A 12,537-nucleotide genomic window follows, 5' to 3' on the forward strand; every position below is an offset into this window, starting at 1 on the left:
ACCCGCTCGCAGTGCTTGATTAATTCCAACCACATGATGAGCAAATTCCTTATCCTGATCTTGCACATCTGGCAAACGGTCAGCTTGTTGCTGGTTAATAATTATTGCTCCCGAAGGTACATATTTACCTGGGGGAATCTCTACATCTTGAATCAAAGCGTGCAGCATCACGATGCAACCTGCACCCACCCTGGCATTGAACACCGTAGAGCGAAAGCCAATGAAGGAATTATCCCCGACATAAGCTGGGCCGTGAATTAAAGCCATGTGGGTAATGCAGGCATTTTTGCCAACCCACACCGAGTATTTATTTTGGTCATCGCCAATTACTCGACCTTCCTCCAACCCATGAATCACAACACCATCTTGAATATTGGTGTTTTCACCAATATAAAAAGGTGTGCCTTCATCCGCTCTAATCGTAGTCCCCGGAGCAACGATTACATTTGCACCTAACCTGACATCCCCAATCACATTGGAAAATGAATGTACAAAGGCAGTTTCATGGATTTTGGGTTCAGCTAAATTCCTCGACCACGGGGTTGGGGGTGCCGCCGTGTTACGGACTGCCATCGCAAGATTCCTCCTCTATTAAGTTAGTCATTTGTCAGTTGTCATTTGTCTTTAGCTAATACCAATGACTAATGACTAATGACTAATGACTAAATAACTATCGATATTGATCTTTTTTGCTGTAAATGACGCGATCTTCAACGTGAATAGTATCTATGATTGCTACTACTGCTGCATCTAATGGACGCTGCTCATTTCCCAGAATTTGACGAGCGGCACTGCCACGACTGACAAGTACCCACTCATCTACTCCTGCTCCCACAGTATCTGCTGCTACTTCGTATTGTGGGAGGATGTTTCCATCTTCGTCCACTAATTGTAACAACAGTAGTTTGACACCTCTAAGACTTGGGTCTTTTTGGGTGCTAACTACTGTGCCGCGAACTTTGGCAACTTGCATTACAAATTACGGTCTTCTACCGAAAGGACGAATTGCATTCACATTTTCCCGGAACTGCTCTACGTCTTCGGTATAACGAATTGGCAGGACGTATTCTAAGTTCTCATGAGGACGAGCAATGATGTGAGTCGATAACACTTGTCCGCCGAAGACTCGTTTTACAGATTCAACACCTGCGGCCACAGAAGCTTGCACTTCTGACACGTCACCCCGGACAATCACTGTAACCCGACCACTACCGATTTTTTCATAACCTACTAAAGTGACGCGGGCAGCTTTCACCATCGCATCAGCAGCTTCCACGACTGCTGGAAAGCCTAGCGTTTCAACCATTCCTACTGCAATTGACATTAGTTTTAATCCCTATTTCAAAGTTAGTTTCTAGCCTTGGACAAAAGTGATGCTCAATCAGGCAAAGAGCGTTAATTACTTTGTTTAAACAGCTTTTAAGTACGGAACTGTTCCACAGCTTCTGTGTAACGTATCGGCAAGACGTATTCCAGGTTTTCGTGAGGACGAGCAATGATGTGAGTGGATAACACTTCACCACCATTGACTCTTTTTGCGGCTTCAACCCCAGCTGCTACAGAAGCTTGGACTTCCGATACATCTCCCCTAACGATCACGGTGACACGAGCGCTACCAATTTTCTCATAGCCTACTAAAGTGACACGGGCGGCTTTCACCATCGCATCAGCAGCTTCTACTACTGCTGGAAAGCCCTTCGTTTCAATCATCCCAACTGCAATTGGCATCGCAGAACTCCTACAAAATGAATCTAATCAGTACTGTTGTTTGAAATTTTTGACGGGGAGAGCTTGATCTTAGAGTTAAGAAAACACTTCCAAATTAAGCATAGGAAAGCTTGGCGTCCCTGGCAATATAAATTACTATAATAGTTTATGATAAGAAAGTTTTAAAAAACTTAACAAATATTTATCTAGTGTTTTCGGGCAATAAAAGTTCACTAATTCCTTGAGCCGCCACTTATGCTTTATAATTTCTTTATTACATTAACAAAAGGACATTCATAACTAAGCCTAACCCCATCTGGCGAGGGAGGAACAACGGCTGTATCTTTTGCTATCCCTATCTTTTCTCAAATTTTGTTACATTTACAACGACTAGGTGAAAAATAGATAATTTTTTCAAATATATCCTATAAACTACTTTGGTCAAATTAGAAATAAAAATTTAAAACCGGAGGTTAAGTTAAGCCAGTAAATGCTTTTACTTATGTAAAGTTATATTTTACTTATGTTTAATCGAGTAAATTAAGTAAAAGTACTTGCAGGAATTTAGTTGAAAAAATAATAAAATATTGATGTTTTGATAAATTAATTTATATTAAAAATTCTTTTAAAGTTTTTTAAAATAAAGGCTGAGTCGTCAAGGGAAATTTAAATGAATCAATTTCTATTTTCAACAAGTTGGTTTGTGCCTTTTTATAGCTTATGGGGCGCAATTTTGACCTTGCCGTGGGGACTAAGAATAATTCAACGAACAGGGCCAAGACCTGCGGCATACATCAACTTGTTGACGAGCGTTTTAGCTTTTGCCCATAGCCTGTTTGTATTTAAAAATATCTGGGATAAAGAACCAGAAAAGTTACTGGTCAACTGGTTCAAAGCTGCTGATTTAGACTTATCTTTTACCTTGGAATTCTCAGCAGTCAGTATTGGGGCAACAGTTTTAATTACGGGGTTAAGCTTACTAGCACAAGTTTATGCTCTGGGTTACATGGAAAAGGACTGGTCGTTGGCGCGTTTTTTTGCACTGCTGGGATTTTTTGAAGCAGCGCTAAGTGGTCTAGCAATCAGTGATTCTTTGTTTCTCAGCTATGCCCTTTTGGAACTCCTGACGCTTTCGACTTACTTGCTGGTGGGGTTCTGGTATGCTCAACCTTTAGTAGTAACGGCGGCGCGAGATGCGTTTTGGACTAAACGGGTGGGAGACTTGTTGCTGCTGATGGGTGTAGTGACCCTTTCCACCTTAGCCGGCAGTTTGAACTTTTCGGATTTATATGAGTGGGCGCAAACAGCTAATTTAAGCCCAATGACATCAGCATTGCTGGGGTTAGCGTTAATTGCGGGGCCTGCTGGTAAATGCGCCCAATTTCCACTGCACCTGTGGTTAGATGAGGCTATGGAAGGCCCCAACCCCGCCTCGGTAATGCGAAACTCCCTAGTAGTAGCGGGTGGTGCTTATTTACTCTATAAATTTCAACCATTGTTAGCACTGTCGCCAGTTGCGTTGAATGCCTTAGTAGTCATGGGCACGGTAACGGCGATTGGGGCAACATTAGTTTCTTTAGCACAAATTGACATTAAGCGATCGCTATCTCATTCCACCAGTGCATACATGGGCTTAGTGTTTTTGGCGGTGGGGTTGCAGCAAGGGGGTGTAGCCTTGATGTTGCTGTTAACTCATGCGATCGCCAAAGCATTATTATTCATGAGTTCCGGTTCAGTAATCTTAACTACCCAAAGCCAAGACTTAACAGAAATGGGCGGTCTATGGTCACGGATGCCAGCCACCACCACAGCCTTTGTTGTCGGTGCTGCGGGGATGGTAACATTGCTACCATTGGGAAGCTTCTGGGCAATGTTAGCATGGGCTGACGGTTTCGTGAATACTAGCCCTTGGGTGATTGGGGTTTTATTATTGGTCAATGGCTTGACAGCATTGAATTTGACCAGAGTATTTAGATTAGTATTTTGGGGTAAACCGCAACAAAAGACCCATCGCACCCCAGAAGTTGGTTGGCAGATGGCCTTACCAATGGTGATTCTGACAGTATTGACTCTGCTTTTACCTCTGATGTTACAGCAATGGTACTTACTACCCGATTGGGAAAGTATTAATTGGTATGTGGCGTTAGCCTTGTTTGCTTCTACCGTCGTGGGAGTAGGTGTAGGCTCTACACTTTATCTGCACAAAGCTTGGTCAAGATCGAGAATCTTGGCGTGGAGATTTATGCAAGACTTGTTGGGTTATGATTTTTATATTGACCGAGTTTATCGTATAACCGTAGTAAGTGCAGTAGCACTGCTATCTAAAGTTTCAGCTTGGAGCGATCGCTACTTGGTTGACGGTTTAGTAAACTTGGTTGGGTTTGCCACAATTCTCGGCGGACAAACTTTAAAGTACAGCATTTCTGGGCAATCTCAAGGCTATATGTTGACCATCCTAGCAGTTGTCAGCGTCCTGGGTTTTTTCATCAGCTGGTCATCGGGTTTACTAGATAAATTACCTTTTTAACTGAGTTAGGAGTTACTCCTATAGTTCTGTCAGAATACCTAATTTTTTAAGGAACCGCCAAGGACGCCAAGGAACAAACAGAAGAACAAATAGGCAATCTGAAAGCGGGAAGGGAGTAGGAGTTAGGATTTATTATTCTCCCTCATCACCCTCATCCCCCAGCCTGCGGGAAGCTAAAGCTACATCTCCCTCATCTCCCCTTACCTGAATTCTATCTATGCTTAGTATTTTAATTCTAGTGCCGTTAATCGGCGCAGCTTTAATTGGTTTCTCACCCTCTGGCATCACTGGGAAATTCGCCCGTGGGGTGGCTTTGGTCTTTGCCAGTATCGCTTTCTTGTGGACAATCGTACTAGCAATTCAATTCCATCCAGGGGAAATCACTCAACAGTTTGCCGAGTCTATACCTTGGATAGATGTTTTAGGCTTAAATTATAACCTGGGAATAGATGGTTTATCTTTGCCATTGCTGGTTTTAAATGGACTATTAACTTGCATTGCCATTTACAGCAGCGATGAATCCTTACAGCGTCCGAAATTTTATTATTCTTTGATACTAGTATTATGCGCTGGGGTAACTGGAGCCTTTCTGGCACAAGATTTACTGCTATTTTTCCTATTTTACGAATTGGAACTAATTCCGTTATATCTGTTGATAGCTATTTGGGGTGGAGTAAAACGGGGTTATGCTGCTACAAAATTTCTCATTTATACAGCCGTTTCGGGAATCTTGATTTTAGCAAGTTTCCTGGGCATGGTTTGGCTGAGTGGTTCCTCTAACTTTGCACTAGCAACCTTGAACGCTACCACTTTACCTCTAGCAACACAGCTTTTATTGCTAGCGGGAATTTTGGTAGGTTTTGGGATTAAAATTCCCTTAGTTCCCTTTCATACTTGGTTGCCAGATGCTCACGTTGAAGCTTCCACACCGATTTCAGTGTTGTTGGCAGGGGTGCTGTTGAAGTTGGGAAGTTACGGCTTACTGCGGTTTGGCATGAACTTGTTACCTGAAGCTTGGGCTTATGTGGCTCCTTGGTTGGCGACTTGGGCAGTAGTGAGTGTACTGTATGGTGCATCCTGCGCGATCGCTCAAACCGATATGAAAAAAATGGTGGCATACAGTTCCATTGGACACATGGGTTACGTGCTTTTAGCGGCGGCGGCGGCCACACCTTTAAGTGTTTTGGGTGCTGTGATGCAAATGATTAGCCACGCCTTGATTTCGGCAATGCTGTTTTTGCTGGTAGGGGTTGTGTATAAAAAAGCCGGAAGCCGTGATTTAGAAGTCATCCAAGGATTACTGAACCCAGAACGGGGTATGCCGGTAATCGGTAGCTTGATGATTGTCGGAGTCATGGCCAGTGCTGGTATACCGGGAATGATCGGGTTTATTTCCGAATTCGTAGTTTATCGGGGTAGTTTTCCAGTTTTCCCAGTGCAAACGCTGCTATGCATGATTGGCACAGGTTTAACAGCAGTTTACTTCTTAATTCTCGTCAACCGCGCCTTTTTTGGACGCTTGTCTGCATCAGTTACCAACTTACCACGTGTGTATTGGAGCGATCGCGTCCCAGCTGCAATTTTAGCTGTGCTGATTGTGATTTTCGGCATTCAACCTAGTTGGTTAGTGCGCTGGAGTGAACCAACAATTACAGCAATGGTAAATACCCAAAACGTAGTAGCAACAGTGTCCTTGGATAAAGCAATCAAGCCTGGAGATTAGGGACAAGGGGACAAGGAGAATAACCTGCCCAATACTTCTCTTCTTAGGCTGCGCCAACGACTTCTCTACGAGACGCTACGCGAACGATCAGTACAAGTGCCCAATGCCCATAACTAATGACTAATGCCTTTTGGAGAGATTGCAATGGTAACTATTAAAAAGAAAGCTACTCACAATCCCTTAGCTGAGTATATTGAACGTCTGCAAAAAGGAGAGGCATTACTCCCGGATAGTCCAGAAAATGTGCTGGAAGTAGTTGGCATTCTTAAAAGCTATGGCGTAGTTTTAGATGCCTACTCAAAAAATCTTAACTATATTGCCGAGCATCAGTTTTTAGTATTTTTCCCATTTTTTAAATACTTTAATGGAGAGCTTTCTTTTCAGAAATTACTCCGTCACTGGTGGCATGACCGAATTAATTTTGAATATGCCGAATATTGCATGAAAGCCATGATGTGGCACGGTGGCGGCGGGCTAGATACGTATTTAGATACCAAAGAATTTCAAGAAAGAGCGCAAGCGGTTATCGCCGCAAAATTTAAAAATAATCTCTTAATTCCGGGTATTAACCAACTGTTTCCAGATTTCTTAACAGAACTCTTGCGCGTCTCTGCTTACTACACCGGTTTAGGTCAATTCTGGCGAGTAATGGCTGATATGTTCCTCAGCTTATCAGACCGCTACGACCAAGGCGAAATCAAATCGATTCTCCAAGTTGTAGACCATATTAAAACAGCGTTAGTAGCAAATGCATCAAACCCAATTACCTACGCCGTCAAAATTCGGGATGAAGTCTATGAAATCATTCCCAAAAGCGTTGGTTTGACCTTCTTAGCAGATACAGCAATACCTTATGTAGAGGCAGTATTCTTCCGGGGAACTCCTTTCCACGGTACAGTTTCATACAATGCCCAAGGATATCAAATTCCCCTAGATCAAACTCGATTTCAATATGGCGCATTGTATGCCGATCCTTTGCCCATCGGCGGCGCGGGTATTCCTCCTACCTTGTTGATGCAGGATATGCGTCATTATCTTCCAGAGTATTTGCACGAAATTTATCGTCGCAGTCTTCGGGGTGAAGATGATTTGCGGGTACAAATTTGCATAAGTTTCCAAAAATCGATGTTTTGCGTGACGACTGCAACGATTTTGGGACTGATGCCTTATCCTTTGGATACTAAAGATCCAAGTGAGGAAATAGGTAATCGAGTTTATTTAAAGAAGTGGATGAGTCGGTTAGAAACTTCGCGCTTGCTGGATGTGAATAAATAGTTGATTTTTGGTCAAGATTATGCTTCTGGTTCAACGCCGAGCGATCGCAATTGGGCAGTCAAGCGATCGGCTCTTTGGCGTTCCTGTTCCGCTCTTTCTTCACCAGTCAACAACAAATTACCTTGCAAATCCCACCAGCGTAGCCAAGGTAATTCCATATTGTAATATTCTCCCTGCCATAAACCCAACTCAACTCCTAAAGGATGTATAGGATAATGTCCACGTTCATTTGCTGTTAATAACTGATATTGTCCACCAACTAATTCATAAACTTCCACACTGGGTTTGTTCACTTCATAAATGCCGTAGAAGGGAGGACGAATCACCTGCTCATAAATCCAAAATTTACCTGTCCAAGGGGTTTTGTCTCGCTCGTTGCTACCATTGCCAGAAACAAATTCTAATGCAATTAATGGGGCGATAAACTCTCGCCAGAGTACATAAGACCTGCGCGTTTGCCCATTCAGAGTAGGTGGTACATTCGCTACATAGAACCAGTCAGGAGCCTCTGCACCTTTTTCTGGGGGATCAGTGATGCGCCAGTAAATACCGCTATCTTGACCAATACAGTATTGCCCATCAGGATGACGTTTTTGCAATATCGGTTTAATCGAGTCGGTTAGGAGAATGCTTTGGGGATGTTCCTGAAAGTTTTTCACGAATGTACCATCAGACTCAGGGAGCTGTGTATGGTCTGGGAAAGGAGTGAGGGCGCTTGGTGCGTTAATTGCAGAGGTCATAAGACACCTTTGCAGGAGTAAGGGTTGTTTTTTAGTTTAGCAAGTGTAGACGCGCATAGGCTTTTCCTGAGACATAGCGCTGTTTCTGTAAAGCTCCGGTTCTTCAGGCTTTCTTATGTGAAAATTAATATAAGTATTTTAGGAGCTACAAATGTGGCTTGGGTAAAAGGCGATCGCTTACAAGGTGGAAAATACATCATTGAGAGAGAGTTGGGAAGAGGTCGCTTTGGCATCACCTATTTGGTCAAAAATAAGAAAGGCGATCGCCAAGTCATTAAAACTTTAAACGATGACTTACTTATTTCCCTAAGCCAAGAGGATCGCGGACGGCTGGAAACAATGTTTTGGCAAGAGGAACTAAAACTTAGTCAATGTAAGCATGAGCATATTGTCCAGGTTGCAGAACCCTTTAAGGAAAAAGAGCATTGGTGTTTGGTAATGGAGTATGTCGATGGTGTGAGTTTGGCTGACCGTCGCCAACAAGTACTTTCTGAACCAGACGCTTTAGGCTACATTCAACAAATTGGGGAAGCACTGATAAAAGTACATGAGAATCGGTTTATTCATCGAGATGTACACCTAGGAAATATTTTTTTGCGGGTGCGAAATGGACAACCTGAAGCGGTACTGATCGATTTTGGTTTAGCTCTGGATTTTGACCACATTTTAACCACAAATCGAACTAAGGAAACTTCCGAAGGATTTACGCCTCCTGAGCTTTAGGCTAAGGATATACCAACTGCGGCCTATAGCGATATTTATTCTCTAGCAGCAACTCTCTACGTGCTTCTAACTGGAGAAATACCCGTCAGTGCGCTGAGACGCAAAGTGGACAAAGCTCGTTTACTAGAACCGAAAGAACACAACCCTCAGATTAGCGATCGCACAAACCGCGCAATTTTAATAGGTATGAAGCTAGACCCCAAACTGCGATCGCAATCAATGCGAGAATGGCTCGATTTATTGGGGTTAACCGGGGAAAACTCCCAGCCTTCAGTAATTATACCACCTAGCACTAACCCAACTTGGGAGCGAAACATCCAGTTTTGGGGAGTGGTGATAGCTGCGATCGCCGCTATTGGAACTTTACTTTCAGGCATAGTTGGCTGGATTCCTATTTTCCACCCCTCTCCACCTTCCAATCAACCGTCACAGTCTCCTAGTCCCTCATCTACCAAAACCCCGTAGATTTAGCTAAACTTTCATTGTGTATTCTGCAAAAATGTATGATTTGTGAAACACAGTTAAGTCAGATAAAATATCCGTGTCCAGCTTTTTAAAAGTGTTTTAATTACGAATTGCGAATTATTAGAGGTTTTCATGCCTTGGACAGCTGGAGAAAGATTACAAGCTGGCAAATATGTAATTGATAAAGTCCTGGGACAGGGGGGATTTGGGATTACTTATAAGGCATTGCATGTTGAGCTAAACCGGACAGTTGTCATCAAAACACCCAATGAATATCTCAGCCATGACCTAGAGTATGAAAAGTACATAGAGAGATTTATCCAAGAAGGGCGGACACTAGCACATGTTTACTGTCTGGCTGCCGCACTCTATTATGGGGTGACAGGTCAACCCCCCACAACTTCTCGGTTTGGGCTGGGGCTTCGGTTGTGGCTATGGCTGGATATGAATTACGAAAATCTTTTAATAAGGTTAATACTTTTATAATTTTAGCTAGCACTTCCAGTCTAGGCTTGGGTTTGGGATGGTTAGCACATAGGATTATTTATATCATTATTCAGAATTAAATTCTGGCTTCTGACTCCTGAATTCTCTTTTGTTAAAAAAGGCAATGAGCAAAATTTTTATATTAAATTCCTTACTATTGCTTTCTCAAATACCCAATCCAGAAGCAAGATTTTTAGATTTAAAAAATAAATTAGAAAACAAAGGATTTCAGGTAATAATTGCGCTACCACCAAAGCGAGGAGCTTATGGGTTATTAAGAGAATCTGACAAAAAAATCTGGATTAATCCTGTAGTCTTTGAGTTACATATTGGAACTCAGACCTTAATTCATGAAGCTGTTCATGCAGCACAGGTATGTGCAGGAAAAGGAAAAATAAAAACTTTAGGTTTAGACATTCAACCTATCAATTATGCTAGACCGTTTTTTAGACGCTATACCGATGTCAAACGACAAGATTTAGAAAGAGAAGCCTATGCAGTCCAAACTCAACCTAATAATTTTGAATTAGCTGTATCTCTGCTCCAACAACACTGTAAATAGCTGCCATATTGTTCCATTTTATGCTTTGGAAGTCCCTAGAGTTAGGCTTCGCAAGCTTTCGAGGTTTGACCCTCACAAGAACAGCCCCTCTCCCAATTTTGGGAGAGGGGAGCAAGTTCTCTAGTTCCCCTTCTCCCAAGTTGGGAGAAGGGGTTAGGGGATGAGGGCAAAACGTCTTCTCAAAGCAGCTTTTTTCTGAAGTTAACACGCATGAGCTTTTTCTGTGCCCCTACCGCGTGGTCTATTTACCTGAAAATAGCTGTAAGTTTACACTCCCCTAGTGAGCATTCGGAATCAGCCGACCACAGGGATAAGTCGCTGTTTGCTGTGAAGCATTTTCAGCCACTGCTGCTGGAATCTGATCCGATGGTCGGGTTTTGGCTGCGAGATAGTCTTTTTGCAGTTTGTCGAAAATGGCTTCTCGCCTGTCGTATATACGCTTCAGGGGACGAGGTTGGCATTTGTTCAAGACGTATGCTGTCACCAGTGGTAGAGCAATCGTGCTATCGGTATAACAAACAATTGTGTTAGGTAACTCTTCGGGGTCAATTTTACCCCAACTGACAGCTTCCGATGGGGTTGCTCCAGACAAACCGCCTGTATCGGGACGCGCATCGGTAAACTGCACAAAGAAATCATGTCCTCGTTCTTCTAGTCCTAAGACTTCGTGAAGTTGCGGTTGGGTTTGTAGCAAAAAGTTTTTGGGACTACCGCCACCGAGAATTACAGCTGCACTTTTACCTCCTGATTCACGGGCATTATATGCGATCGCAGCCGTCTCATTTACGTCAATTGATGGATCTATCACCAACTGCGAACCTTCCAAAGCTAAAGCCGCCACGTTCATCCCAATTGAGCTATCCCCAGGAGAAGACGTATATATCGGTACTCCACACTCATAAGCTGTCGCCAGCAAGCAGGAATGCTGCACACCCAGTTGCTTTTCTACTTCCCGAACATACTTACCCAATAAATAGTGAAACTCAGCAGTTCCCATCCGCTTCTGAAACGCTTCCCCTTGCAGAATCTTGCGGATAAACGCATCAGTTTCTAGCAGCACATCGTAACCAAAGATAATGTCATAAATGCGAATAGTGCCTTCCTGGCGCAGTTTCACATCATCCAAAAACGGATTACCAGCAAAGAGTTCAAAACCCAAACCATAGTGCATATCGTGGTAAAGATTTGCACCAGTGCTAATCATCCAGTCAATAAAGCCGTTGCGAATTAAGGGTGCAAGTGCTGAAACCCCAAATCCTGCTGGTGTCATCGCACCGGAAAGGCTAACTCCCACTGTGACACCTTCTGTTAGCACATCACGACTCAGAAGTTGGCAAATTTCCCGCAACCGCGCTGAGTTGTAGGCGGTGAAATATTGATCAATCAAATCCACCACATTGATATCATTTGATATCGGTGTCGGTGCAATTTTTTGACCCAGCTGTTTAGACATTTTGGCACTCCTGAACAGTAAACACGCCCGAATCTAATGTTATCTAGCTTTCAACCAAAGTGACAGCAATTTACAGGTGTTTTCAGGTAACTAGACCAGAACTGAGACGGGGAGTAGGCTTGCCGTGAGCGTAGCCGAATGGGAGTGGAAAGTGGGGAGTAGTGTGGTTCAAATAAATGAAAACAGCTGTAATACCGTTTTACTTTAATAATGATACAAATATGTTGGTAGGGGCACAGCAATGCTCATTGGTGTCAACTTAACGTAGAAGTTAGACTTGGCAAGCTTTCCAGGTTTGACCCTCACAAGAACAGCCCCTCTCCCAAAATTGGGAGAGGGGAGCAAATTCTCTAGTTCCCCTTCTCCCAACTTGGGATTCGGGGTTAGGGGATGAGGGCAAAACGCCTTCTCAAAGCAGATTTTTTCTGAAGTTGACACCAATGAGCTTTTTCTGTGCCCCTACGATAAATCTATATGTATCAGGGTTTGCGTGAAATGGTATAACTAGCCCATTTCATCAAAAAACAGGACGACGGCTGAGAGTGAACTACCCCGCCGTAAGACGGACGTAGCTCTCCCAATTCATTGGGAATAGCCATCAATTACTCCGTAGTTTTTTTGGTCTGACATTCCCTCCAAGGGCAGGAGGGAGTCCTGGTTCCCAAGACCCAAATCTTTTACCCTGAGCGAAGTCGTTGGCGTTCGCGTTAGCATCTCTGAAAGAGAAGCCTCTCGTTGGCGCAGCCTCTCGAAGAGAAGAGAAGAGAAGGGTTCTCTTGCGACATATACCTATAAGAAAAGGTTTTCGCTTGTGGCATTGATGGTGAAAAACGCGGTCTTGAGGGTTTCCCTCTCCTAAGGGAGACGCTACGCGAA

General features: G+C 43.4%; 14 protein-coding genes. 7 read left to right on the forward strand and 7 right to left on the reverse strand.

Features of this window, described 5'->3' with window-relative positions; genetic code table 11:
• The 4 genes from ACYTXL_RS22875 to ACYTXL_RS22890 all read right to left on the reverse strand — a co-directional run.
• Positions 1 to 573 (reverse strand): gamma carbonic anhydrase family protein (locus tag ACYTXL_RS22875; RefSeq protein ID WP_461926725.1); only part of this gene is annotated, 573 nt, incomplete at its 3' end.
• A 97-nt stretch (positions 574 to 670) separates the two neighbouring features.
• Positions 671 to 973, reverse strand: coding sequence for a EutN/CcmL family microcompartment protein (locus ACYTXL_RS22880; RefSeq protein WP_292772714.1), 303 nt, complete (start codon positions 971 to 973; stop codon positions 671 to 673).
• A 6-nt stretch (positions 974 to 979) separates the two neighbouring features.
• Entirely contained in the window at positions 980 to 1,324 is a 345-nt protein-coding gene (locus tag ACYTXL_RS22885) for a carbon dioxide-concentrating mechanism protein CcmK (RefSeq protein WP_196515968.1), read from the reverse strand.
• Between the two features lie 95 nt (positions 1,325 to 1,419).
• The gene (locus ACYTXL_RS22890) at positions 1,420 to 1,728 is read right to left on the reverse strand and encodes a carbon dioxide-concentrating mechanism protein CcmK (protein WP_190891121.1); all 309 of its coding nucleotides are present in this window, start codon (positions 1,726 to 1,728) and stop codon (positions 1,420 to 1,422) included.
• Positions 1,729 to 2,377: 649 nt separating this feature from the next.
• On the opposite strand from ACYTXL_RS22890, the gene ACYTXL_RS22895 reads away from it, so the two are divergent.
• The 3 genes from ACYTXL_RS22895 (at position 2,378) to ACYTXL_RS22905 (ending at position 7,232) form a co-directional block, all read left to right on the forward strand.
• Positions 2,378 to 4,234, forward strand: coding sequence for an NAD(P)H-quinone oxidoreductase subunit F (locus ACYTXL_RS22895; protein WP_461926726.1), 1,857 nt, complete (start codon positions 2,378 to 2,380; stop codon positions 4,232 to 4,234).
• A 217-nt stretch (positions 4,235 to 4,451) separates the two neighbouring features.
• The gene (locus ACYTXL_RS22900) at positions 4,452 to 5,957 is read left to right on the forward strand and encodes an NADH-quinone oxidoreductase subunit M (protein WP_461926727.1); all 1,506 of its coding nucleotides are present in this window, start codon (positions 4,452 to 4,454) and stop codon (positions 5,955 to 5,957) included.
• A 144-nt stretch (positions 5,958 to 6,101) separates the two neighbouring features.
• Positions 6,102 to 7,232: a CO2 hydration protein gene (locus tag ACYTXL_RS22905; RefSeq protein ID WP_461926728.1), complete on the forward strand. Its 1,131-nt coding sequence runs from the start codon at positions 6,102 to 6,104 to the stop codon at positions 7,230 to 7,232.
• A gap of 17 nt (positions 7,233 to 7,249) precedes the next feature.
• On the opposite strand, the gene ACYTXL_RS22910 is transcribed toward ACYTXL_RS22905, so the two are convergent.
• Positions 7,250 to 7,972, reverse strand: coding sequence for a Uma2 family endonuclease (locus ACYTXL_RS22910; protein WP_461926729.1), 723 nt, complete (start codon positions 7,970 to 7,972; stop codon positions 7,250 to 7,252).
• A gap of 117 nt (positions 7,973 to 8,089) precedes the next feature.
• Here ACYTXL_RS22910 and ACYTXL_RS22915 point away from each other — a divergent pair, with 117 nt between their 5' ends.
• From ACYTXL_RS22915 to ACYTXL_RS22930, 4 genes are all read left to right on the forward strand, one after another.
• Positions 8,090 to 8,695 carry a serine/threonine protein kinase gene (locus ACYTXL_RS22915; protein WP_461926730.1) on the forward strand — a complete coding sequence of 202 codons (606 nt, stop codon included), beginning with the start codon at positions 8,090 to 8,092 and terminating at the stop codon, positions 8,693 to 8,695.
• Between the two features lie 105 nt (positions 8,696 to 8,800).
• Positions 8,801 to 9,160 carry a hypothetical protein gene (locus ACYTXL_RS22920; protein WP_461926731.1) on the forward strand — a complete coding sequence of 120 codons (360 nt, stop codon included), beginning with the start codon at positions 8,801 to 8,803 and terminating at the stop codon, positions 9,158 to 9,160.
• A 132-nt stretch (positions 9,161 to 9,292) separates the two neighbouring features.
• Entirely contained in the window at positions 9,293 to 9,646 is a 354-nt protein-coding gene (locus ACYTXL_RS22925) for a hypothetical protein (RefSeq protein WP_461926732.1), read from the forward strand.
• A gap of 124 nt (positions 9,647 to 9,770) precedes the next feature.
• Positions 9,771 to 10,208 carry a hypothetical protein gene (locus tag ACYTXL_RS22930; protein ID WP_461926733.1) on the forward strand — a complete coding sequence of 146 codons (438 nt, stop codon included), beginning with the start codon at positions 9,771 to 9,773 and terminating at the stop codon, positions 10,206 to 10,208.
• Between the two features lie 277 nt (positions 10,209 to 10,485).
• On the opposite strand, the gene ACYTXL_RS22935 is transcribed toward ACYTXL_RS22930, so the two are convergent.
• Both ACYTXL_RS22935 and ACYTXL_RS22940 read right to left on the reverse strand, forming a co-directional pair.
• Entirely contained in the window at positions 10,486 to 11,661 is a 1,176-nt protein-coding gene (locus ACYTXL_RS22935; RefSeq protein ID WP_461926734.1) for a homospermidine biosynthesis protein, read from the reverse strand.
• Positions 11,662 to 12,259: 598 nt separating this feature from the next.
• On the reverse strand, positions 12,260 to 12,537 hold a 278-nt coding region (locus tag ACYTXL_RS22940), incomplete at its 5' end, for a hypothetical protein (protein ID WP_461926735.1).

Source organism: Nostoc sp., from assembly GCF_054880495.1.